The 23,170-nt window shown below is 44.8% G+C and carries 23 protein-coding genes; 17 read left to right on the forward strand and 6 right to left on the reverse strand.

Going from position 1 to position 23,170, the window contains the following annotated elements; all coding sequences use genetic code 11:
• Nucleotides 1–68 precede the first annotated feature (68 nt).
• From trmJ to SO_RS10445, 16 genes are all read left to right on the forward strand, one after another.
• Nucleotides 69–794, forward strand: a complete 726-nt coding sequence (gene trmJ / locus SO_RS10375) for a tRNA (cytosine(32)/uridine(32)-2'-O)-methyltransferase TrmJ (protein ID WP_011072273.1) — start codon at nt 69–71, stop codon at nt 792–794.
• A 46-nt stretch (nt 795–840) separates the two neighbouring features.
• Nucleotides 841–1,662, forward strand: coding sequence for a serine O-acetyltransferase (gene cysE / locus SO_RS10380; RefSeq protein WP_011072274.1), 822 nt, complete (start codon nt 841–843; stop codon nt 1,660–1,662).
• A gap of 353 nt (nt 1,663–2,015) precedes the next feature.
• Complete coding sequence (iscR, locus tag SO_RS10385; RefSeq protein ID WP_011072275.1) at nt 2,016–2,477, forward strand: Fe-S cluster assembly transcriptional regulator IscR; 462 nt, start codon at nt 2,016–2,018, stop codon at nt 2,475–2,477.
• Between the two features lie 78 nt (nt 2,478–2,555).
• A complete protein-coding gene (locus SO_RS10390) occupies nt 2,556–3,770 on the forward strand; it encodes an IscS subfamily cysteine desulfurase (RefSeq protein WP_011072276.1) in 1,215 nt (404 codons plus the stop codon).
• A gap of 37 nt (nt 3,771–3,807) precedes the next feature.
• A complete protein-coding gene (gene iscU / locus SO_RS10395; RefSeq protein WP_011072277.1) occupies nt 3,808–4,191 on the forward strand; it encodes a Fe-S cluster assembly scaffold IscU in 384 nt (127 codons plus the stop codon).
• Nucleotides 4,192–4,205: 14 nt separating this feature from the next.
• Nucleotides 4,206–4,529 (forward strand): iron-sulfur cluster assembly protein IscA, encoded by a 324-nt coding sequence (iscA, locus tag SO_RS10400; RefSeq protein WP_011072278.1) that lies wholly within the window; start codon nt 4,206–4,208, stop codon nt 4,527–4,529.
• Nucleotides 4,530–4,544: 15 nt separating this feature from the next.
• Nucleotides 4,545–5,069 carry a co-chaperone HscB gene (hscB, locus tag SO_RS10405; RefSeq protein WP_011072279.1) on the forward strand — a complete coding sequence of 175 codons (525 nt, stop codon included), beginning with the start codon at nt 4,545–4,547 and terminating at the stop codon, nt 5,067–5,069.
• A 67-nt stretch (nt 5,070–5,136) separates the two neighbouring features.
• Nucleotides 5,137–6,999, forward strand: a complete 1,863-nt coding sequence (gene hscA / locus SO_RS10410; protein WP_011072280.1) for a Fe-S protein assembly chaperone HscA — start codon at nt 5,137–5,139, stop codon at nt 6,997–6,999.
• An 8-nt stretch (nt 7,000–7,007) separates the two neighbouring features.
• Complete coding sequence (fdx, locus tag SO_RS10415) at nt 7,008–7,343, forward strand: ISC system 2Fe-2S type ferredoxin (protein WP_011072281.1); 336 nt, start codon at nt 7,008–7,010, stop codon at nt 7,341–7,343.
• A gap of 155 nt (nt 7,344–7,498) precedes the next feature.
• Nucleotides 7,499–8,398 (forward strand): 30S ribosomal protein S6--L-glutamate ligase, encoded by a 900-nt coding sequence (gene rimK, locus SO_RS10420; RefSeq protein WP_011072282.1) that lies wholly within the window; start codon nt 7,499–7,501, stop codon nt 8,396–8,398.
• A 70-nt stretch (nt 8,399–8,468) separates the two neighbouring features.
• Nucleotides 8,469–8,666, forward strand: coding sequence for a Fe-S cluster assembly protein IscX (iscX, locus tag SO_RS10425; RefSeq protein WP_011072283.1), 198 nt, complete (start codon nt 8,469–8,471; stop codon nt 8,664–8,666).
• Nucleotides 8,667–8,742: 76 nt separating this feature from the next.
• Entirely contained in the window at nt 8,743–9,945 is a 1,203-nt protein-coding gene (locus SO_RS10430) for an IS256-like element ISSod4 family transposase (protein WP_005054087.1), read from the forward strand.
• A 237-nt stretch (nt 9,946–10,182) separates the two neighbouring features.
• Complete coding sequence (locus tag SO_RS23000) at nt 10,183–10,350, forward strand: hypothetical protein (RefSeq protein ID WP_011072284.1); 168 nt, start codon at nt 10,183–10,185, stop codon at nt 10,348–10,350.
• Nucleotides 10,351–10,580: 230 nt separating this feature from the next.
• Entirely contained in the window at nt 10,581–11,012 is a 432-nt protein-coding gene (gene ndk, locus SO_RS10435) for a nucleoside-diphosphate kinase (protein WP_011072285.1), read from the forward strand.
• Between the two features lie 164 nt (nt 11,013–11,176).
• Nucleotides 11,177–12,203 (forward strand): IS630-like element ISSod10 family transposase gene (locus SO_RS10440; protein ID WP_238560486.1). Its coding sequence is split into 2 segments (ribosomal slippage): nt 11,177–11,628 and nt 11,627–12,203, totalling 1,029 coding nucleotides; the frame shifts between segments, so codons are not numbered across the junction.
• Nucleotides 12,204–12,417: 214 nt separating this feature from the next.
• Nucleotides 12,418–12,861, forward strand: coding sequence for an Hsp20 family protein (locus SO_RS10445; protein ID WP_011072287.1), 444 nt, complete (start codon nt 12,418–12,420; stop codon nt 12,859–12,861).
• 107 nt (nt 12,862–12,968) lie between these two features.
• Here the strand turns inward: SO_RS10445 and ilvN are convergent, their stop codons facing one another.
• The 3 genes from ilvN to SO_RS10460 all read right to left on the reverse strand — a co-directional run bounded on the left by ilvN (nt 12,969) and on the right by SO_RS10460 (nt 16,855).
• Nucleotides 12,969–13,463 (reverse strand): acetolactate synthase small subunit, encoded by a 495-nt coding sequence (gene ilvN / locus SO_RS10450; protein WP_011072288.1) that lies wholly within the window; start codon nt 13,461–13,463, stop codon nt 12,969–12,971.
• Nucleotides 13,463–15,181, reverse strand: coding sequence for an acetolactate synthase 3 large subunit (locus tag SO_RS10455; RefSeq protein WP_011072289.1), 1,719 nt, complete (start codon nt 15,179–15,181; stop codon nt 13,463–13,465). Before SO_RS10455 ends, ilvN begins: the two co-directional genes overlap by 1 nt.
• 450 nt (nt 15,182–15,631) lie before the next feature.
• Complete coding sequence (locus tag SO_RS10460; protein ID WP_011072290.1) at nt 15,632–16,855, reverse strand: multidrug effflux MFS transporter; 1,224 nt, start codon at nt 16,853–16,855, stop codon at nt 15,632–15,634.
• Nucleotides 16,856–17,328: 473 nt separating this feature from the next.
• Between SO_RS10460 and SO_RS10465 the strand changes: the two genes are divergently transcribed.
• Complete coding sequence (locus SO_RS10465; RefSeq protein ID WP_011072291.1) at nt 17,329–19,203, forward strand: choice-of-anchor I family protein; 1,875 nt, start codon at nt 17,329–17,331, stop codon at nt 19,201–19,203.
• Between the two features lie 157 nt (nt 19,204–19,360).
• On the opposite strand, the gene SO_RS10470 is transcribed toward SO_RS10465, so the two are convergent.
• The 3 genes from SO_RS10470 to SO_RS10480 all read right to left on the reverse strand — a co-directional run bounded on the left by SO_RS10470 (nt 19,361) and on the right by SO_RS10480 (nt 23,165).
• Entirely contained in the window at nt 19,361–20,719 is a 1,359-nt protein-coding gene (locus SO_RS10470) for an aminotransferase-like domain-containing protein (protein ID WP_011072292.1), read from the reverse strand.
• Nucleotides 20,720–20,923: 204 nt separating this feature from the next.
• A complete protein-coding gene (locus SO_RS10475) occupies nt 20,924–22,138 on the reverse strand; it encodes an IS4-like element ISSod3 family transposase (RefSeq protein ID WP_011070548.1) in 1,215 nt (404 codons plus the stop codon).
• Between the two features lie 106 nt (nt 22,139–22,244).
• Nucleotides 22,245–23,165: an IS1595-like element ISSod11 family transposase gene (locus SO_RS10480; RefSeq protein WP_164925703.1), complete on the reverse strand. Its 921-nt coding sequence runs from the start codon at nt 23,163–23,165 to the stop codon at nt 22,245–22,247.
• Nucleotides 23,166–23,170: the final 5 nt, after the last annotated feature.

Genomic DNA, 23,170 nt, shown 5'->3' on the forward strand with positions numbered 1-23,170 from the left:
ATAAGCATTCGCGTACGCCTGTGATAGTATTCGCTCCCTGTGTTTTATGAATTAAATTAAGTCGTTTCATGCTAAGTAATATTCGGGTGATTTTAGTGGGGACATCGCACCCCGGCAATATTGGCTCAACCGCCAGAGCGATGAAAACGATGGGGTTATCTACCCTGTATCTTGCGGAGCCAAGATGTGAAGTTGATGGCCAATCTATCGCCTTAGCAGCAGGTGCTTCGGACATTTTAAAGCATCTGGTGAAAGTGGACTCCTTACAAGAGGCGATTGCCGATTGTAGCTTGGTGATTGCGACCAGTGCTCGTAGCCGTACTTTAGACTGGCCCATGCTCGAACCTCGCGAGGCGGGACAAAAGTTGGTTACAGAAGGGATAACTGGGCCAGTTGCTATTGTGTTTGGCCGTGAAAATCATGGGTTAACCAATGAAGAATTGCAGCAGTGTACTTATCATGTTGCGATCCCTGCCAACCCAGAATACAGCTCATTAAACTTGGCGCAGGCTGTGCAAATCATTTGTTACGAGACGCGGGTAGCGCATTTGGCTCAAATGGAAGCACCGCAAGCGGTTGAAGAATATCCCCTATCTGCCGATCTCGAGCGTTTCTTCGTTCATCTGGAAAGCACCTTATCATCGACTGGCTTTATTATTAAAAACCATCCAGGTCAAGTGATGACGAAGCTTCGCCGAATGTTTAGCCGTGCACGTATCGAAAGCCAAGAGATGAATATTCTTCGGGGAATTTTGACCTCGATTGATAAAGTGGTGGGTAATAAACAAAAATAGACAAAGCATAACTTGGCATATAACGTTAATCGCGAAGGATTGAGTAATGGGTGTGATAGCTAGGCTAAAAGAAGACATTGAATCTATATATCACCGTGATCCCGCGGCGCGCAGCGCCTTTGAGATCTTGGTCAACTATCCCGGAATGCATGCCATTTGGTTGCATCGGATAAGCCATAAATTATGGAAGCGTGATTGGCGTTTAATGGCTCGCTGTTTATCCACGTTTTCGCGCTGGCTGACGGGCGTTGAGATCCATCCTGGTGCCACCATCGGTAATCGTTTTTTTATTGACCATGGTATGGGCGTGGTAATCGGTGAAACGGCTGAGATTGGCGATGATTGTACTTTGTATCACGGTGTGACACTCGGTGGAACCACATGGCAAGCTGGTAAGCGACATCCTACACTGGGTAATAACGTCGTTGTTGGTGCAGGCGCTAAAATCTTAGGCCCTATCACCATGCATGATGGGGCTCGTGTAGGTTCAAATTCTGTTGTAGTAAAAGATGTGCCTAAGGATACGACTGTGGTCGGTATTCCTGGGCGTGTGGTGGCCACACCATCACCACAATCGAAAGAAAAATCCGAGCGTCGAAGTGCCATGGCCAAAAAATATGGTTTCGATGCTTACGCAGTATCACCTGATAATCCAGATCCGGTTGCGAACGCGATCGGTCAAATGCTGGATCATATGCATCTAATGGATTCAAAGGTGCAGGAGTTGTGTCAAGCCATCCAGCGTTTAGGCGGCGATGTATGCACCGAAAGATTGCCTGAGCTGAATGTCGGCGATTTTAACGATGTTGAAAAGGCGGCTGCTGATAAGCGCCAAAGTGCGCTAGACGAGTTTGACCCAAGTATTTAGTCCTGAAAAGAGCAGAGTGGATGCGATTGATTCTAGAGCGTAGCCACTCTGCAACCCCGTTTTTATCTAGATACACATCTCCAGTTGCACAGCTTTTGAACACTTCGGACATGTGTTCTCTGCTTTCATTTCAAGATAGTGCGTTAGATCCCGATATCTGGCCGATTTGGCTGATTAATTGCCCTTCTGGCATTGAATCTTTGGACAGAAAAAGGTTAAATACCCCACCAAGATTAAAGGGTATTGGTCGACTGCACACGTAAATACTTGAGTGATTTACTAGGTTTTATACTTGACTGATTTACTCGGGTATGTTGAAATAGCTCCATACCTGTACGGGAGCTATGGTAGTTATGAAACTTACATCTAAAGGTCGTTATGCAGTAACCGCAATGCTCGATGTGGCTATCCACTCGGCTTCGGGACCGGTTCCCTTAGCGGATATCTCTGAAAGACAAGGGATTTCGCTTTCCTATCTGGAACAACTCTTCGCAAAGTTACGCAAACATGGCCTCGTGGCCAGTGTCAGAGGCCCTGGTGGTGGTTACCGCTTAGGCTTAGAAGCAAATGATATTTCTGTTGGCATGGTTGTTCATGCAGTTGACGAGTCTGTCGATGCGACTCGTTGTCAAGGATTAGGCAATTGTCAGAGTGGAACTCGCTGCTTAACGCACTCGCTTTGGGGCGATTTAAGCAAACAAATTTCAGATTTTTTAGATGGTATCAGTCTTGCTGGATTAATGCAGAAACGAGATGTGCAGTTTATCTCACTTAAGCAAGACACTATGCAAAAGGAACAAAGAGTCATCTTGTAGGCTTTTTGTTATACGATAAAAACTATTTTTGTACGTTGTATGTAGCCTCGGCAGAGACTGCTAAGTACGGAGTGTGTTATGAAGCTTCCTATCTATTTAGATTATGCCGCCACCACGCCAGTCGATCCGCGAGTCGCGGAAAAAATGTTCCAATACATGACGATGGATGGCATCTTTGGTAACCCAGCATCACGTTCTCACCGTTATGGCTGGCAAGCTGAAGAAGCGGTAGATGTTGCTCGCAATCAAGTGGCAGATCTTATCAATGCTGATCACCGTGAAATCGTGTTTACCTCAGGTGCAACTGAGTCGAACAACCTCGCTATCAAAGGCGTAGCACATTTCTATAAAAAGAAAGGCAAGCACATAATCACCAGCAAGACTGAACATAAAGCTGTGCTCGATACTTGTCGTCAGCTTGAACGTGAAGGTTTTGAAGTCACCTATTTAGAACCAGAATCTAACGGCATTATCCCGATGGCGCGTTTAGAAGCGGCGATGCGTGACGATACTATTCTCGTCAGTATCATGCATGTGAATAACGAAATTGGTGTGATCCACGATATCGATGCCATTGGTGAATTATGCCGCTCTAAAGGCATTATTTTTCATATGGATGCGGCGCAAAGCGCTGGTAAATTACCGATTGATGTTCAAGCCACTAAGGTTGATCTGATCTCCATTTCTGGCCACAAAATGTATGGCCCCAAAGGGATTGGTGCACTGTATGTTCGCCGTAAACCTCGCATTCGTTTAGAAGCGCAAATGCATGGCGGTGGGCATGAACGCGGTATGCGTAGCGGTACTCTGCCAACTCACCAAATCGTCGGTTTAGGTGAGGCATCTGCGATTGCTAAAGCTGAAATGGCAACAGATAACGTACGTATTGCAAAACTGCGTGACAAGTTATGGAATGGCATCAAGCACATTGAAGAAACCTATGTGAACGGTGATATGAATCAGCGCACGAGCGGTAGTCTTAACGTCAGCTTCAACTATGTTGAAGGTGAGTCGCTGATGATGGCATTAAAAGATTTAGCCGTTTCATCGGGTTCGGCTTGTACATCAGCCAGTTTAGAGCCTAGCTATGTGTTACGTGCACTTGGCCTAAATGATGAAATGGCCCATAGCTCAATTCGTTTCTCTATCGGCCGTTTTACGACCGAAGAAGAAATCGACCACGCTATCGAAGTTATTACTCAATCTATTGATAAATTAAGAGAAATGTCCCCATTGTGGGAGATGTTCAAAGATGGCATTGACCTGAATCAGGTGCAGTGGGCTCATCATTAATTCGACCAATTACAATAGATAATTTTGGAGCAGTATCATGGCTTACAGTGAAAAAGTGATAGATCATTACGAGAACCCACGTAACGTTGGTTCTTTTGATAAAAACGATCCTTCAGTCGTAACCGGTATGGTGGGAGCACCAGCTTGCGGTGACGTGATGAAGTTACAGCTTAAAATCGGCGCTGACGGCATTATCGAAGATGCTAAGTTCAAAACCTATGGTTGTGGTAGTGCGATTGCATCTAGCTCACTGGTGACTGAATGGGTTAAAGGCAAGACGATTGAGCAAGCTGCAGCGATCAAAAACACTGATATTGCTGAAGAATTAGCTCTGCCACCCGTAAAAATCCATTGTTCTATTTTGGCTGAAGATGCCATTAAAGCGGCGATTGACGAGTACAAATCTAAACAAGCTAAGTAACATCTGGAGTTAAGATGGCAATTACAATGACCCCAGCGGCAACTGAACGCGTCAGGTCTTTCTTAGCAAATCGAGGCAAGGGCATTGGTCTGCGTCTCGGCTTAAAGACGTCAGGCTGTTCAGGTATGGCTTATGTGCTTGAGTTTGTTGATGCGCTGAACGATGACGATGAAGTTTATGATATTGATGGTGTAAAAATCATTATTGATGCCAAAAGCTTTATCTATCTTCAGGGCATTGAGTTGGATTTTGTTAAAGAAGGCCTGAACGAAGGTTTCCAATTTAACAATCCTAACGCAAAAGGTGAGTGCGGTTGCGGTGAGAGTTTCACTGTTTAATTGCCGAATTGACGCATGAATTATTTCGAGCTGTTTAAATTTCCCCCTACCTTCGATATTGACACCGCAGTGCTTGCAGATCGCTACCGCGAGCTGCAACGGGCGGTGCATCCCGATAAGTTTGCCAATGATACCGAGCAACAACGGTTGCTATCGGTGCAACGTACTGCGCAAGTCAATGATGGTTATCAAACTCTCAAAGATCCCATCCGCCGTGCTGAGCATATGCTCTCACTGCGTGGTATTGATTTAAGCCATGAAACCACGACGGTGAAAGATACTGCATTTTTAATGCAGCAGATGGAATGGCGTGAAGCATTAGAAGATATCCGTGAGAGCATCGATCATCAAGCCATTATTAATGAACTGTACGATTCTTTTGCGGCTTACCGTCTAAAATTGACTAAATTATTGGCCGCACAACTCAGCAGTGGCAGCGACGAAGATGCCTTGTTAGCGGCAGATCAAGTACGCAAACTTAAATTTATGGCAAAATTACAGGATGAGCTGACGCGTATCGAAGACGCTTTGCTAGATTAATTTTCCCTATTGCAGTTATTTTGCCGATTCCGATTGATTTGAGTCGGCGTTACTAAGTTGGATACATATGGCCCTTTTGCAGATTGCTGAGCCCGGACAAAGCGCCGCGCCGCACCAACATAGACTTGCCGTTGGCATCGATTTAGGTACAACTAATTCTCTTGTGGCCGCTGTACGCAGTGGCGTAACGGCGACCTTGCCCGATGAAAACGGCCAGCATTCTTTACCTTCGATAGTCCGTTACACTCAAGAGGGCATTGAAGTAGGTTATGTTGCGGCCATGAGTTCAGCACAGGATCCTAAAAATACTATCGTTTCGGTCAAACGTTTTATGGGACGTAGTCTTACGGATATCCAATCTGGCGAGCAATCTTTCCCATATCAATTTGAAGCCAGTGAAAATGGTTTACCGCTGTTTGTCACGCCGCAAGGTTTAGTGAATCCGGTGCAAGTTTCTGCTGAAATTTTACGTCCCTTGATTGAGCGCGCCGAGAAAACTCTGGGTGGCGAGCTACAAGGCGCGGTGATAACTGTGCCAGCTTATTTCGATGATGCCCAGCGTCAGGGCACTAAGGATGCGGCGTCTTTATTGGGTGTAAAGGTTTTACGCTTATTAAATGAACCAACCGCAGCAGCGATTGCCTATGGCTTAGACTCTAAGCAAGAAGGCGTGATCGCTATTTACGATCTCGGTGGCGGAACCTTTGATATTTCTATTTTGCGTTTAAATCGCGGCGTATTCGAAGTGCTCGCTACCGGGGGCGATTCTGCGCTCGGTGGTGATGATTTTGACCATCTTTTACAAGCACATATGCTGCAAGTATGGCAACTGACGGATATCGACTCTCAGTTAAGCCGCCAGCTATTGATAGAGGCTCGCCGGGTAAAAGAAGCTTTAACCTATGCCAGTGACACTGAGGCGAGTCTTACCCTTGCCGATGGTTCGGTGCTCAAGCAAGTGGTTACTAAGGCGCAATTTGAGGGCCTCATCGCTGCGCTTGTGAAGAAAACCATCGCAAGTTGTCGCCGCACATTACGTGATGCGGGAGTGACCGCTGATGAAGTGCTTGAAACCGTCATGGTTGGTGGTTCCACCCGCGTGCCATTAGTGCGTGAACAAGTTGAAGCCTTTTTTGGTAAAGCGCCATTAACCTCAATCGATCCTGACCGTGTTGTCGCCATTGGCGCGGCGATCCAGGCCGATATTTTGGTAGGTAATAAACCTGAGTCTGAGCTATTACTGCTGGATGTGATCCCACTATCATTAGGGATTGAAACCATGGGCGGTTTAGTGGAAAAAGTCGTCTCTCGTAACACGACTATCCCCGTGGCCCGTGCTCAAGAGTTTACCACCTTTAAGGATGGGCAAACGGCTATGGCGTTCCATGTGGTGCAGGGCGAGCGCGAGCTAGTCGATGATTGTCGCTCTTTAGCACGCTTCACCTTAAAGGGTATTCCACCGTTAGCGGCAGGTGCCGCCCATATTCGGGTGACCTTCCAAGTGGATGCCGATGGATTATTAAGCGTCACTGCCATGGAGAAATCCACGGGTGTTCAATCCAGTATTCAAGTTAAACCATCCTTTGGCTTATCAGATAGTGAGATTGCGACCATGCTTAAAGATTCGATGAAGCATGCTAAGGAAGATATCGGCCGGCGTATGCTGGCTGAGCAGCAAGTTGAAGCGGCGAGGGTGCTTGAGTCCTTGAATGCGGCGCTCTCAAAAGATGGTGACTTACTAACAAGTGATGAGCGTCAGCAAATAGATACTGTGATGGCAGAGCTGGTTCAAGTCGCCGGTAGTGATGATGCAGATACAATTAAAAAAGCGATCGAAATACTTGATGAACATACTCAAGATTTTGCTGCAAAACGTATGGATAATTCTATTCGAGTGGCCTTTAAAGGTCAGTCAATTGACAAGATATAGGTGATGTGATGCCCCAGTTAGTGTTTCTTCCCCATGCTGAGTTGTGTCCCGATGGCGCAGTGTTGGAAGCCAAAGTAGGTGAAATGATTCTCGATGTGGCGCTGCGCAATGGCATCAATATCGAGCATGCTTGTGAAAAATCCTGTGCTTGCACTACATGCCATTGTATTGTGCGTGAAGGATTTGATGAACTAGAGCCAAGTGATGAACTTGAAGACGATATGCTTGATAAAGCTTGGGGACTTGAGCCTGAGAGCCGCTTATCCTGTCAGGCCAAAGTCGTCGATAGCGATCTGGTGATTGAAATTCCTAAGTATACAGTCAATATGGTGAGCGAGGGTTAATCAACTCAAGCTAGCTATATCGCCAAAAACCAGTCTTTGTGACTGGTTTTTGGCTTCTAGCGCCCAGCATTTGCGCAAGCGATAATAGCCATGATTGATTTATCCCTAAGCAAGCGTATTATGCGCTCAAAATGTAATGGTTGTCGGAGACCAGAATGAGAATCGCGATCTTATCGCAAGGGCCTGAGCTATATTCCACAAAGCGACTCGTTGAGGCTGCGACATTACGTGGTCACGAAGTTAAAGTGATCAACCCGCTTGAATGTTACATGAACATCAATATGCGCCAATCGAGCATTCATATAGGTGGTGAAGAATTACCGCCTTTTGATGCGGTGATCCCACGTATCGGCGCATCAATTACCTTTTATGGCTCTGCGGTGCTGCGCCAGTTTGAGATGATGGGCGTCTATGCGCTCAATGATTCAGTAGGCATTTCGCGCTCCCGCGATAAGCTGCGCTCAATGCAATTAATGTCGCGCCGCGGCATTGGCTTACCTATCACGGGCTTTGCGAACAAACCAAGTGATATTCCTGATTTAATTGATATGGTCGGCGGCGCACCTTTAGTGATTAAATTGCTAGAGGGCACTCAAGGTATTGGTGTGGTGTTGGCTGAAACTCGTAAAGCGGCCGAGAGTGTGATTGAAGCTTTTATGGGATTAAAAGCCAACATCATGGTGCAAGAATATATCAAAGAAGCCAATGGTGCCGATATTCGCTGTTTTGTCCTTGGGGATAAAGTGGTCGCTGCGATGAAGCGTCAAGCCATGCCAGGGGAGTTTCGCTCAAACCTTCATCGTGGTGGTACGGCAAGTTTAGTCAAACTCACGCCAGAAGAACGCTCAGTTGCTATTCGCGCCGCCAAAACCATGGGCTTAAATGTTGCAGGTGTGGATTTACTGCGCTCAAACCATGGCCCTTTAGTGATGGAAGTGAACTCCTCGCCAGGCCTTGAAGGTATTGAAGGCGCGACCGCTAAGGATGTCGCTGGGGCCATTATCGAATTTGTTGAAAAAAATGCCCTCAAAACAAAAAAGCCAACTCAAGCCTAAAGTTGCGCGGTTATTAAGCTAAACTCAGTGTAAATGTACGTAAGCTGCAGTTTGCATCATGGGGAAAAAGATGTCATTAAAGTGGATTGATTCATTAGATATCGCCTTAGAATTACTCGAGAAGCATTCAGAGGTTGATCCCCGTAAGCTGCATTTTACCGAATTGTATCAGTGGGTATTGGCGCTAGAGGATTTTGGTGATGATCCTAAACATTGCAATGAAAAGGTATTAGAAGCCATTCAGCAATGCTGGATTGAAGAAAAGTAGCTTAGGTCAATCGCGTTACGGTAGTGTTCATAATTCTGTGTCATTTCAGTAAAATATTCAAAAACAGGAATGACACATGACCCAACCTTTTAACTTCGAACAAGCCCTTAAAGATCTGCAATCAGGTAAAAGCCTCACAGGTAAAGACAGCATTCTTGGCCCACTGATCAAGCAACTCACTGAAGCGGCTCTCCAGGCTGAGCTTGAGCAGCATTTAGCGCATGATCCTCAGCCTAATCGTAAAAATGGCAAAACCCCTAAGACCATTAAGCATCCGTCCGGTAACTTTGAGTTAGACGCGCCTAGAGACCGCAATGGCACCTTTGAGCCTCAGTTGATTAAGAAAAATCAAACTACACTAACCGATGAAATCGAACGTAAAGTGTTATCGATGTTCAGTATAGGTATGAGCTATCGCGATATTAATCAACATGTTGAAGATATGTATGGGCTCAATGTGTCTAACGCAACAGTCAGTGCTATCACTGACAAACTCATCCCCGAACTTAAAGCGTGGCAGCAGCGCCCATTAGATAGCCATTATCCTATCGTTTGGCTTGATGCGATACATTATAAAGTCAAAGAGGATGGGCGTTACGTCAGTAAAGCCGTTTACACATTGTTAGCGCTTAATATGAAAGGAAAAAAGGAAATTTTAGGGCTTCACTTATCCGAAAATGAAGGCGCTAATTACTGGCTATCCGTACTGACCGATCTTAATAATCGTGGTGTAAAAGATATTCTTATCGCCTGTGTTGACGGCTTGACCGGTTTCCCTGAGGCCATAGCCAGTATCTTTCCTCATACGGAAACACAGCTATGCGTTATCCACCAGATCCGTAACTCAATGAAGTATGTCGCCTCAAAAAATCAGAAAGCGTTTATGGCTGATTTAAAGCCTGTGTATCGAGCCGTGAGTAAAGAAGCCGCAGAGATGGCATTGGACGAACTGGAGGCCAAATGGGGTGATGCTTATCCGTTGGTAATCAACTCTTGGCGTCGCAAATGGCATAATTTGTCTCATTATTTTAAGTACCCAGAACATATCAGGAAAGTGATTTACACGACCAATGCAGTTGAGGCTGTACATCGCCAATTTAGAAAGCTCACCAAAACCAAAGGTGCTTTTCCTAATGAAAATAGCTTGTTGAAGCTACTTTACGCAGGCATATTAAACGCCTCAGATAAATGGACCATGCCAATCCACAATTGGAGCCTTTGTTTATCTCAGTTAGCGATTTATTTTGAAGGACGTTTAGATAGCGTGCTAGAAATTTAAAAATTAGCCTGACACAGAATTTTGAACGCCCTCCGCGTTACGAGCCCTGCGGTTGTGTCAACTTGTCCACGGAAATACTATAAAGAGTGATTTTGCTCACGTTTGCTTAGCTTTAATTTGAGATTGTTGTTGGAGTTTGATCAGTATCAAATTCATTATTATTGAATAACGTACCTTGTTATTTATCGGTTAAGTTATTAACCGCTTAATGTTATTTCGCAACGCAAGGATGTTCACATGAAACTTTTGTTTGCTATGTTATTCACACTGTTACCCGCGTTGGCATGGGCTCATCCTGGTCATGGCGGTGTCGGTTTATTCCATCATTTGCTCGATTTAGCGCCTGCGATTATTTTGGTTGCTTTAATAGCATGGGCAGGAATTTGGGTAAAAAATAGAAAGTAAGTTAATTTGACTACGTGTATCGGTACACTAAGCCCTTGAGATATATCGTTGTTAACAATCGCCAGTCGCCATAAAATGCGACTGGCGTTTTTTTTGTGATCAATCTGGTTACAAATCCAGCCAACGTGCGCAATATCTCAGGCTTATGTGCTTTAAAGATAGGATTTACCTTTTAAATTTCGTATAATCCGCGCGAATTTTTTCAAACTTGCTGACAAAGGAAGCTTGTTATGGCGATCGAACGCACATTTTCTATCATTAAGCCTGATGCTGTTGCTAAAAACCACATCGGTGCAATCTACAACCGTTTTGAAACTGCTGGTCTGAAGATCGTTGCAGCTAAAATGTTACACCTGACTAAAGAACAAGCTGAAGGTTTCTATGCTGAGCATAGCGAGCGTGGCTTCTTCGGCGCTCTGGTTGCTTTCATGACTTCTGGTCCAATCATGGTTCAAGTATTAGAAGGCGAAAACGCTGTTTTAGCTCACCGTGAAATTTTAGGTGCGACTAACCCAGCTCAAGCAGCGCCTGGTACTATCCGTGCCGATTTCGCTCAAAGCATCGACGAAAACGCTGCTCACGGTTCTGACTCTTTAGCATCTGCAGAACGTGAAATTGCTTACTTCTTCAGTGCTGAAGAACTGTGTCCACGTACTCGCTAATCTGAGTGCGAGACCGAAGAAGGGAGCCTTATGGCTCCTTTTTTATTGACTAAGATTTATGCAGTGTGTCATTAATGTGGCAATTTTTTGATAAGGCACTATTTTTATACCAATCTCCTTAATTATGTGATCTAATTAGCCAACACGTTCTCAGCTTCCAGCTCATGAGCCATCCAGACATTGCTGCATTAGTTAAATCCGAGAAAAGCGCACGTAAACGGATCCGCTATCTCGCTCTGCTTCACTTCACAGAAGGTCATTCCCGTACTGCTATCGCCAGTATGTTGAAGGTCAGCAGAACCAGTGTGAATAAGTGGGTCTCCACTTATCTTTCCTTGGGACTGTCCGGCCTAAATGACAAGCCAAATCCGGGACGTCCCGCTAAATTGTCCTCCTCGCAACTAGCAACCCTAGCAGAATTCGTCCAGCTCAAAAGTCTATCTGAGCAAGGTGGCAGACTAATGGCCAAGGATGTCGGCGACTTTATCCAGTCTGAATTTGGCGTGACTTTCAAGCAAACTAATCTCTACCGTTTACTACATCAATTAGGCTTTTCGTGGATCACTACGAGAGCACGTCATCCGAAGCAATCTGAAGCTGTGCAAGAGTCTTTTAAAAAACTTCCCAATGGCAATGATCCTTAACACCCCAGGACACGTTGCACTCGATCGCATTGATGTTTGGTTTCAAGATGAAGCCAGATTTGGTCAACAAAACACCACCACTCGTATCTGGGCTGAGAAAGGGACTCGGCCACGAGCAGTAAAACAGCAACAGTTTGAATCAGCGTATTTATTTGGGGCTCTGTGTCCGGCAACAGGCGCCACGGAAGCCATTCTCGCCCCGTTTGCCAACAGCGATTATATGCATGAACACTTAAAATTGATCTCGGCCGCAACAGAATTTGGACGACATGCACTGGTCATCATGGACGGTGCGGGCTGGCATCAACGAGATTTAGCCGATGACTTTGATAACCTAAGTATCGTCAAACTCCCCCCATATTCACCGGAGTTGAATCCGATGGAGCAGGTCTGGCAATGGCTGCGTCAACATGTGCTGGCAAATCGCAGCTTTAAGGGCTACGACGATATTGTCGAGCAATGCTCCATCGCATGGAATACATTTATAAAAGAACCGCTGAGGGTAATGCAATTATGCTCTAGGCAGTGGGCAAAGATGAACAGTTAATTAATGTAATTGGTATTATTTCATTTTTAAAATTTTTCATTTTTTCCCTTGAAATCCGTTTTCCTATCCTTATATCTACTACAGGATCGCTCGATGAGGATCCGTGATTAATTCTGTGCCGCAAGGACAGAAGTTAAGTTCGGCGAGACATATCACGTATGTTTGTGACGGTTGTCCGCTAATTTCCCATATTGCTTAAGACAAGGATATGAATATGCGTACTTATGATTTAACTCCTCTTTACCGTAGTGCCATTGGTTTTGACCGTTTAGCACAGTTGGCAGAACATGCCGCTGCAAATAATGGCAACTCAGGTTATCCTCCATACAACATTGAACTCCTTGGCGAAAATCGTTATCGCATCACGATGGCCGTGGCCGGATTCTCAATGGAAGAGCTTGAGATCAGTAGCGAAGGTGAGAAATTACTGGTTAAAGGTAATAAAGCAGAAAGCCAAACTGAGCGTAAATACCTATACCAAGGTATTGCTGAGCGCGGTTTTGAACGCACCTTCCAGCTTGCCGATTATGTGACAGTATTGGGTGCAAGTTTAGAGAATGGTTTATTAAATATTGATTTAGTGCGTGAAATTCCTGAAGCATTAAAACCACGCAAGATTGAAATCACCACATCACGCTTATTAGATAGTCAATCCTAATCCAGAATCGCGCGGATAAAGAAGGGGAGCTTAATGCTCCCCTTATTGTTATCTCTGTCCCGCTCGAATTTGAGATGTTTTCTAAGCGTTATCTTTATATAAGCTCTTTAGGCTTTCATCGCTTTTTCACCGCGGGCCAGACCTACTACACCAGAGCGTGATACTTCAACCACTTTGGTCACTTCACCCATCGAATGAATAAAGGCATCAAGCTTTTCTGTGGTGCCAACCAATTGAATGGTGTAGAGATTAGCGGTGACATCGACAATCTGACCACGGAAGATATCGGCGGTGCGCTTAATTTCTTCCCTAAGCTCCCCTTGGGCACGGACTTTGACCAGCGCGAGTTCGCGTTCAATATAGGCTGACTCGGTCACATTCGAGACCTTGAGAACATCGACCAACTTATGCAGTTGTTTTTCGATTTGTTCGAGGACCTTTTCATCGGCAACCAGTGAAATATTAAGGCGCGACAAGGTATTATCATCGGTCGGCGCCACGGTTAAACTTTCAATGTTATAACCGCGCTGGGAAAATAGGCCGACAACTCGGGATAGGGCGCCGGATTGGTTTTCGAGTAATACAGATATAATTCGACGCATTAGCACTTCTCCGTTTTGCTTAACCACATTTCGTTCATCGCTCCACCGCGGATAAGCATCGGGTAAACGTGCTCAGTCTCATCCACCATAATATCGATAAATACCAGTCTGTCTTTCATGGCGAGGGCTTCGGCCATCTTAGATTCAAGCTCAGCGGGATCGCTAATGGTCATGCCAACATGGCCATAGGCTTCGGCAATTTTTGCAAAATTAGGTACCGAATCCATATAGGAATGGGAATGGCGACCAGAGTAGATCATATCTTGCCACTGTTTCACCATGCCAAGGAAACGGTTGTTTAAGTTGATAATTTTAACTGGCGTATCGTATTGCAGAGCGGTTGATAGTTCTTGAATGTTCATTTGAATTGAACCATCACCGGTTACGCAGACCACGGTTTCGTCTGGCATCGCCATTTTGACCCCCATGGCAGCGGGTAACCCAAAGCCCATGGTGCCAAGGCCACCGGAGTTTATCCAACGACGTGGTTTATCAAAGGGATAATATAGTGCGGCAAACATCTGGTGTTGACCAACATCGGAAGCAACATAGGCCTCACCATTGGTGAGTTTATATAAGGTTTCAATGACTTGTTGTGGTTTGATCCGGTTACTTTCTTTATCGTATGCCAGGCACTGACGATTGCGCCACGTAGTGATCTCTTGCCACCATTGATTGATTGCAACGAAATCATTGGTCTCACTGGCTTCATCAAGCAGCGCCAATATGCTATCCAATACGATATCGGCCGAACCTACAATAGGGATATCTACTCTTACGGTTTTTGAAATGGATGATGGGTCGATATCAATATGCAAAATCGTGGCATTGGGGCAGTATTTTTCAATGTTATTGGTGGTTCTATCATCGAAACGAACGCCAATACCAAAGATAAGATCGCAGTTATGCATCGCCATGTTAGCTTCGTAACGACCGTGCATCCCCAGCATACCTAAGCTGTTTTTGTGGGTGCCAGGGAAGGCGCCAAGACCCATTAAGGTGCTGATAACGGGAATATTTAATTTTTCTGCCAGCGTTAAGATTTGTTTTTCAGATCCTGAGATAATCGCGCCGCCGCCCACATACAGCACGGGTTTTTTCGCTGCTAATAATGCCTGTAATCCTCGACGAATTTGACCTTTATGGCCCGATGTCGTTGGATTATAGGAGCGCATTTTTATGCTCTCGGGGTAAATATAGTCGTGCAGTAATGCTGGATTGAGGCAATCCTTGGGCAAGTCTACCACGACGGGGCCGGGACGACCCGTGGAGGCAATATAAAAGGCTTTTTTAATGATCTCAGGAATTTGAGTGGGATCTTGTACTAAAAAGCTGTGTTTGACGACGGGGCGTGAAATCCCAATCATGTCGCATTCTTGGAAGGCATCATTACCGATAAGATTGCTAGGTACTTGGCCCGATAGTACTACTAATGGAATTGAATCCATATAAGCGGTAGCGATACCGGTAATCGCATTGGTGGCGCCTGGACCTGAGGTCACTAATACCACACCCACTTTTCCCGTGGCGCGGGCATAACCATCGGCCATATGCACTGCGGCTTGTTCGTGGCGAACGAGGATATGTTCAATACCGGGGATAAGGTGCAGGGCGTCGTAGATATCTAACACTGAGCCGCCAGGATAACCAAAAATGTGCTTTACACCTTCATCAATAAGGGAACGCACAATCATGCTGGCGCCGGATAACTTCTCCATGTGAAACTCCTATTGCATAGTACCGTTACGGTAAACAGTATCTTGTTACAGCGACGGTAATCGCTCTAAAAATAAGCCTGAAGGGTAATTCAGACTCCGATTGCTTTGCTTAAAATCGGCGATTTCAAGCACTCATCCTTTGGGATGCAGCTGCTGTTGCAATGAACAGAATTTCATCATATTCAAAAAAGAACACATTTCAAGACTTTTATGTAAAAAATAACCAACTTGAGACAATTTCATGTTTAGGTGCGATAAACGACCATTAAACAGGATTAATTATGCGTGCAGCTTAAATGTAATTACTTTAATTAGAATGAGTTAGGTGAGTTACAATGAAAAACGGCACCTCAGTGCCGTTTATTTAGAAAGTGCATAATTTTTTTTACAAATCAACTACTAAAGCGATGAAAACCCTGTTTGCTTCGCTTACGCGCATAAGGGCGCAGATTATTGCTTCGGTTTGGCTTGATGAGTCGGTCGGTTAAATTGACAGAATCCCACCAATAATACCGCTGTCAGCATTAATGCCGAGAAGGGCACAGCGGTGCCATTGTAAAACAGCGCGAGTAATGGCCCTGCAAGGGCGCCAAAGCCGAACCTTAAGGTGCCAATCACGGCGGTTGCAGTGCCCGTTTCCTGCTTAAATTTCATTAATACAATGGCATCTGCGTTAACTGACATAATGCCAAGTGAACCCATCAGTGGAATAAGCATTAATACAGTAAAGTGATAACTTAGCCCCAATAAATTCACTCCCAGTAAACCTGCTGCAGCGAGCGCCCCTAAGAAAGTCGACACGTGCAGCATTCTCAACGAACCATAACGGCCTACAATTCGCGTATTGATGATATTTGCCAGCATCAGCGCGCCCACATTGGTACTAAAGAGTAGGGCAAATAAGGACTTATCTAATGAAAAGACTTCCATATAGACAAAGGGGGACGCAGTTAAATAACAAAAAAAGGCAAAGGAAGTGAGTACGCCACTGGCAATATTCATTTTGACGCCGGGACGTGAAAACACCGTGGCATAGGCGCCTAAAAAGGATTTTTGGCTACGGGAACTCTTATCTTTATCACTGGGCATTCTTAGCAGAATGATCACTAATAACAGCAATAACAGCGTATAGGCCGACTGAATAAAGAAAATTAAATGCCAGTCACCGAGTTCGAGGATAAGGCTGCCAATAGTTGGGGCTAACAATGGAGCTAACATCATAATAAGGCTTACATAAGACATGCCCTTAGCCGTATTTTCCCCATAAACCTCTTTAATATACCCAGGCACGACTACGGTGGCAGCCGCGCCGATAAAGGCTTGTAAAAAGCGTAAGCCTAAAAACACATTAATCTGCTCGGCTAGTCCTAATAGAAAACTGATAAGCATGAAGCCAGTGAGGCCCATTATCACCATAGGTCGACGGCCAAGGCGATCGGCTAGCGGCCCAAAACACAGCATGCCAAGTGCATAACCACCTAAGTAAACACTTAAGGATTGCTGTACTAGGATGATATCGGTATTAAAGCTATGGGCAAGTGTCGCCATAGCTGGCAGATACATGTCGATGGCGAGCGGCGTGATCGCCACAATGGCTGCGAGCATTGGGATAAGCAGTGCCAAATGGGGAATATTACTTTGTTTGCTTGAATAGCTTGACGGTTGTGGGTCCACTGTTACCTCGGGTGGCGAAAGAAGTCGATATTAAGTGTTATGTCACTCGAAAATCAAAATTGTAGGGTAACAATTTTGCATATTGGCGACTCATTTCGCCTCAATCGACATAGCGCACCTCGCCATGAGTATTAGAGGAGTATAGGGAAGAAATGAGTGACCTGTGAAGACTACGTCAGCATTTGAACTCAGTCATAGGCTTTGTATCGAGTATAAGGATATTAAGCCATGACATAGTAAAACGCTCAGGCAAATAAGCCAATCTTGGTGACGATATCTTTACACTTAAATTGTAACCAAAATGAATTTTATGTCTTTGTATTACATTGAATGCATGCTTGAGCGTCATGTATTCGACTGGGACTGTCATTCCTGTGTCATCTGTAAGTCATATAACTGTCTTGAATGGGCATTAGTTTAGTTGGCTTTAGCAAAACCCTACGACCAATAACAACACATTCAGGAATGATGTAATGAACACAAAACGACTGCCACTGGCTGGTGCGATACTGGCAAGTTTACTCCTCGGTGCCTGCAATGGTGATGATGGTGTTAATGGTGAGCAAGGAGATAACGGCTTAAATTCCTTAGTGAAAGTCACGGCCTTAGCCATCGGTGATACCAACTGTCCTGCTGGAGGTCAACGTATCGATACTGGGCTTGATGCAAATCGCAATGGTCAATTGGAAGATGCAGAAATCATTACCGCGCAAACACAATTTATCTGCCAGCCCCAGTCTGCAGGTGTAAAAGCTGAGCTTATTGGTCGTCATCAAACTGGGATTTACGGCCTTAGTGCGGCAGAAATTGTGGAATACCACAGTGACTCTAAGCGTATTTTTGTGGTTAATGCGATTAGTGGTAAAGTCGATATGCTCGATGCCAGTTTACTTGCTAACGCGACGAAAGCCTCAGAACCATTAGCCTTGAATAATCTTGATAAGTTAGGTGAGCTAGATGTCGCTAAAGATGTGGGCCTTAGCTTTATGGGGAGCGTCAACAGTGTCAGTATTTCTGGCAACTTGTTAGCGGCGGCGATTGAGCGCGGTGATGCCGCAGGTAATAAAACGCAATCCAATGGTTTTGTAGCATTTTATCAGCTCAATGGCATAGAAGCACCATTGTTTATCAGTGCGGTTGAAGTGGGGGCATTGCCGGATAACGTCGTTTTTAGTCATGATGGAAAAACCGTATTAGTTGCCAATGAAGGTGAACCTAATCAAGACTATAGCATCGATCCTGAGGGCAGTGTGGCCATTATCGCTATTGTGGATAGTAAACCTTCGGTCACTGCGACTCTAGTGCAGTTTACTGAATTTAATCAAGGTAATGCTCGCAATAAAGAAATCACTCACGACATTAAAATTAATGGTCCTATAGCCAGTGTGGCCCAGGACTTAGAGCCTGAATATATTAGTATCAGTCCAGATAACAGCCATGCATTTGTGAGTCTGCAAGAGAACAATGCGATTGCGGTGATTGATATCACTAAAGCCAAAGTAGATAAAATTCTACCATTAGGCCTTAAAGATTATGGCCTTGGTGTGAATATAATTGATGCCAGTGATAAGGATGATTTGGTTAACCTGCAAGCCTATGCGGGCGTGTATGGTATGTATCAACCGGATACCGTCGCGAGTTACCGTTGGAATAATACTGACTTTATTGTCACCGCAAACGAAGGCGATTCCCGTGATTATGCTGGTTTTTCTGAGGAAGCCCGTGCAGCTGATTTAACCTTAGATCCAAATCATCCACAATTTGCCGCCGCTAAAGATAAAACCCAATTAGCCCGCCTTAAAGTGACTAAGAGCATGGGTAATGATGACAATGATGCAGATCATGACAAAATCGTCAGCTTTGGGGCTCGTTCCTTCTCAATCTGGACGACTGGAGGTCAACTGGTATTTGATAGTGGCAGCGATTTTGAGCGGATCACTGCCGCGTTGTTGGGTAATAACTTCAATAATAACAATGAAGAAAACAAAGGCGATAGCCGCAGTGACGATAAGGGGCCAGAACCTGAAGCGTTGACGCTCGGTAAGATAGGCCAAAAACGCTATGCCTTTATCGGGCTCGAGCGCACCTCTGGTTTTATGATCTATGACGTGACTAACCCTTTTGATGTGCATTTTGTGGATTATGTTGTGAATCGTGATTTTGACGCTGACTTTGTGATTGATACTTCAACAGGTAAAGTGAAAGGGGATGCTAGTTTGGCGGGGGATTTAGGTCCTGAAGGCATGAAATTTGTGAGTGCCGACAAGAGTCCTAATCGCCAGCCCTTGCTGATTATTGGTAATGAAGTCAGCGGCACGACGAGCGTCTATCAGATTAAAGTGCAGTAATTGTAGCGAAGTCATACGACAAGAAACCGCTAAACCATTTTAAATCGATATCTTGTTTTCGCTGTTTTATCTTAACTCATCATGTTGACATAAACGCCAGCGCATTGCGCTGGCGTTTATATTGATCACATTTGGACACTGGACCAATCTTTAGCCATTAAACGACGGAATAGGCATTTTGCTTTAAGGCATTAAAGGTTGATTCAATGCATTCAATCGCCAGTCGAAATTGGGTATCGTTTTCGGCGCCGCCTAAACTTAAACGGATAAAGTTATCATGGCAGTTAAAGTCATCACCATGGCGGATCAACACGCCTTTAGCGGCTAATGCGGTTACCAAATGGTGCGCTTTAATGTCTTCTGGTAACTGTATCCAGCCATTTAAGCCTCGCCAGCGTTGTGTTAATCCGAGTCGTTGCCCAAGGGCAATGCATTGCTGCTGACGCTCGCGAATAATCGCATCGCGATTAGCGGTAATGTGCCCACGCTTAATTAACTGACAGGCCAGTTCCACATTGAGTGGCGATACCATCCAGCATTGACTATGAATTGCAAGTCGTAGCGCAGCGATAAGTGGCTCTGGTACTAAGATAAAACCTTGTCTTAGCCCTCCGGAAAATAGCTTAGACAGGCTCGAAATATAAATCACCCTTTGGATATTAAGCACCTGCGCTAATTGCCAAAGGGGAGAGTGCCATTCCTCTGGGAGACAGTAGTTGACATCATCCTCGATAATATAAAATTGATACTGCTGTGCGAGTTCTAGCAGTTGTTGTCTTTGCTGCTCACTGTATTGAATACAAGTCGGATTTTGATTATTTAGGGTGAGGTATATCAGCTTAGGTCGATGGATCTGCACTAAGGCTTCAAATCTGACTAAATCGACTCCTTCTGATGTCAGTGGTACGCCAATGCTATTGATCCCTAACTGTTTGGCACAAATACGAATCCCTGGATAACAGTATTGTTCGTGCAGTAGCACATCTCCTTTGGTCAGAAAGGCATTAAGGCAGGCAAAAATAGCCTGTTGACCGCCATGGGTAAAGATTAGTTGCTCTGATTGCTGCTCAATGCCACGTTGCTTAAGCCAATGGTGAAATGTTTGTTGATGCTGATCTAAGGGATTCGCACGGTAGCCAAGGAGTTGGCTGAGCTTGGTGGGATCCTTCGCCAGAAGACTTAAACAATCACTAAGGGTGCTGATTTGATCCGTCAAGGGTTGTTGGCAAGTTGCCATATTGAGTTGCAGATTAGCCATTTCTGGCACCGGTGAGGCATTAACGTATGTTCCATCGCCAATTCGCGCTTCAACATAGCCGCGTTGCTCTGCTAGTGCATAGGCTCGTGTGACAGTGCCAATCGTCACCCCAAGGGCATCAGCTAACCGGCGCTGCGGCGGGAGTTTAGTGCCATGGGGAAGCTCTTTTTGCAAAATACCCTGTTCGATTGCACTGACAAGACGTTGATATTTGGGGCCCACAAAAACGTCTAGATCAGGTATCCAAATTGTACCCATGACAATAAATCCATTGATCTCTAATATTCAATCTATATTATTTATCGCATTAAAAATTGTCAATAATTGTATGCGTACAATATAAGGTGTGTATGGATATAAGGGCTATCCACTTAGCACGACCAACCACTATATATTGTGGTTATCGATTTTTAATTGATTGGTACGTTATCGGCTTAGAACGCACTGCTCTGTAGGATCCCCTCATAATTCATAGCCCCAACAACCATGAGTTAATGAGAGTTGGGCTAGTTTCTTCGCAGCACAAAGCAAATCATCTGCTGATATGGGGTAGTCATGCCGTCGCCGCAGCAGTTCTTTGCCCATCCTGATTGTTGATAGCACATTCCTTTTCTTTACCGTGTTGGCTTGGAAGTGCCGCTGTAATTGCTGTGTTTCTCCGTATAATCCTACCCACCAAAATGCCAGTTGTACCAATAATGCTATCAATAGCAGTATGTCCATCCTCGCCGCATAACGTGTTCTGCTATGACGTAAACCAAAGCCATAAGCGGGGCTTTTTAAATCTCTAAAGGTTTCTTCTATTTGCATCCGTTTTTGGTAAATATTAACCAGTTTTTGAGGCGACATGGCTTCTATGGTCAAGTTGGTCACCAGTGCCCAAGGCTCTTTGGCGGTTAGTTCATACGTCCATTGCGCCGTATGGTGACAGTCTGTTGTCGTACTTCGCTGACCTTTTCTGCCTTTACTTGGAGCCCTGAACAATACCATCTCGCATAACAAGGGTTTCTTTACCGATAACGCCACTCGCCCAACATGTTTTGCGCGACGACTGGCTTTGGGATAAAGCGCTTTTAGCGAAAATTGGCGACCGAAGGGGTGCAGCCGATAGACACTTAATCCTCTGACACGACCCAGCCAATACCAACCGAGCTGCTCGACTTTTCGAAACCATGGATTACGGAAGCCCGCGTCAGTGACTATCAGCGGGGTAATATTGTCAGGTAACACTTTATGGAGTTCATTCAGAAACTGATTATGGGCAGTTTGTGTGCCTTGTAGTACTAACGGAAATGTTCGCTCGTAGAGCGTGATAGAGCGGCCCTTAATCGCAATAGAGGCGCGTAGTGCAATCAGTTCACGACCTTCACGCATATCAGACCAATCCACCAGTATGGTCGGCATCGTATGTGCTGTTAGCAGCCACTTTGCATGCCACTGATAAACAGCCAGTCTTTCATGGTGAAGGTGCGGGTTGCCCAATAATCTATCCATGCGTTTTATTGAGTGTTTAGTATGAGTGCTGGTGCCATCAATGTGCCGCCCTAAATGCGTGAGGGTGAGACAATCCGCGTTGATGAGGGCTTTGCAGGCGACCATGAGTGTATTCAGTCGCTTTTGATGGATTTCTGGACAATGTTGATAGAGAGATTGATGTAAGATAGTTAACACTTGCACCTTGATGCCCTGTGATTGATGTTTGTTCGCACTTCCATCTGATCACACTTCAAGGTGCAAGTTCACTCTAATTTAATGATTTATCTGAAAATCATCAGGGGATTCTTCAGCGCACTGCTTGCTCAAGCAACCTGTAGAATAATAATCCCCGAGAATCTGACTTTCTTCTGTTGAAGCGAAATGTAAATTCATCTAAATAATAATCAAGTTGCTTAGCCTTTACCGCACCTTGATACGTACCTAAAAGCCATCTTTTACATAATGATGAGACTCGATGCACCCCAGCCATTGTTTCATGTGCAGGTACAGATGAACCTAAATGCACCATCCGATTATGCTTATATCCTTTTTTGTCTATTTGCTTGTATGCTTGAGAACCATCACTACAAATTGTGCTACCAGGCTCTATTACATCTTGAATGAATTGATGGATATGTTCTTTAGTTGCACTTTCTACTTGCCTTAAACGTATCCGCCCAAATCCAGAGGGTGATAGCAGCTCAACAGCCACCAAAACTATAGCTTTACGCTTACCCTGTTGATTTTTAATAGATGATTTTGGAATGACCCCACCTATTAATGTTTCGTCAACCTCTACGATGCCGGACAGTTTATCTCTTTCAGGGTCAACCATGGCATATCTTAACTTGTGCATTAAAGACCAAGCAGTTTGATAACTCCCAAGACCTAATAGCCTTTGGACTCCAAGAGCGCTGACCCCATTCTTTTGATTTGTAATAAACCAGACAGCTGCAAACCAACTTTTCATGGGGGTTCTTGTTTTGTCAAAAAGTGTACTTGATGTTACTGAACACTGAAAACGGCAAGCATGACATTTTAACTTGCCATTACTTAACTGATAAGGTGATTGATGGCTCGAACAGCTTGGGCAAATGAATCCGTTTGGCCAACGAAGTGCGTAAAGGTAGCTAGTGCAAGATTGTTCATCATGAAACCAATCAACAAATTCGTCCCAATTTGTAGGGTAATCGACGCCAGCTTTTAATAAATACGATGAAGTTTTCATTACTA

Source organism: Shewanella oneidensis MR-1 (assembly GCF_000146165.2).
Lineage (GTDB): Bacteria > Pseudomonadota > Gammaproteobacteria > Enterobacterales > Shewanellaceae > Shewanella > Shewanella oneidensis.

Coding starts and splice junctions, on each gene's coding strand:
- SO_RS10430 (WP_005054087.1), top strand. CDS start 8,743: ATGACCCAACCTTTTAACTTCGAACAAGCCCTTAAAGATCTGCAATCA.
- SO_RS10465 (WP_011072291.1), top strand. CDS start 17,329: ATGAACACAAAACGACTGCCACTGGCTGGTGCGATACTGGCAAGTTTA.
- iscA (WP_011072278.1), top strand. CDS start 4,206: ATGGCAATTACAATGACCCCAGCGGCAACTGAACGCGTCAGGTCTTTC.
- hscA (WP_011072280.1), top strand. CDS start 5,137: ATGGCCCTTTTGCAGATTGCTGAGCCCGGACAAAGCGCCGCGCCGCAC.
- rimK (WP_011072282.1), top strand. CDS start 7,499: ATGAGAATCGCGATCTTATCGCAAGGGCCTGAGCTATATTCCACAAAG.
- SO_RS10480 (WP_164925703.1), bottom strand. CDS start 23,165: ATGAAAACTTCATCGTATTTATTAAAAGCTGGCGTCGATTACCCTACA.
- SO_RS10455 (WP_011072289.1), bottom strand. CDS start 15,181: ATGGAGAAGTTATCCGGCGCCAGCATGATTGTGCGTTCCCTTATTGAT.
- cysE (WP_011072274.1), top strand. CDS start 841: ATGGGTGTGATAGCTAGGCTAAAAGAAGACATTGAATCTATATATCAC.
- SO_RS10445 (WP_011072287.1), top strand. CDS start 12,418: ATGCGTACTTATGATTTAACTCCTCTTTACCGTAGTGCCATTGGTTTT.
- iscU (WP_011072277.1), top strand. CDS start 3,808: ATGGCTTACAGTGAAAAAGTGATAGATCATTACGAGAACCCACGTAAC.
- iscR (WP_011072275.1), top strand. CDS start 2,016: ATGAAACTTACATCTAAAGGTCGTTATGCAGTAACCGCAATGCTCGAT.
- fdx (WP_011072281.1), top strand. CDS start 7,008: ATGCCCCAGTTAGTGTTTCTTCCCCATGCTGAGTTGTGTCCCGATGGC.
- ndk (WP_011072285.1), top strand. CDS start 10,581: ATGGCGATCGAACGCACATTTTCTATCATTAAGCCTGATGCTGTTGCT.
- trmJ (WP_011072273.1), top strand. CDS start 69: ATGCTAAGTAATATTCGGGTGATTTTAGTGGGGACATCGCACCCCGGC.
- SO_RS10390 (WP_011072276.1), top strand. CDS start 2,556: ATGAAGCTTCCTATCTATTTAGATTATGCCGCCACCACGCCAGTCGAT.
- ilvN (WP_011072288.1), bottom strand. CDS start 13,463: ATGCGTCGAATTATATCTGTATTACTCGAAAACCAATCCGGCGCCCTA.
- SO_RS10470 (WP_011072292.1), bottom strand. CDS start 20,719: ATGGGTACAATTTGGATACCTGATCTAGACGTTTTTGTGGGCCCCAAA.
- SO_RS23000 (WP_011072284.1), top strand. CDS start 10,183: ATGAAACTTTTGTTTGCTATGTTATTCACACTGTTACCCGCGTTGGCA.
- hscB (WP_011072279.1), top strand. CDS start 4,545: ATGAATTATTTCGAGCTGTTTAAATTTCCCCCTACCTTCGATATTGAC.
- iscX (WP_011072283.1), top strand. CDS start 8,469: ATGTCATTAAAGTGGATTGATTCATTAGATATCGCCTTAGAATTACTC.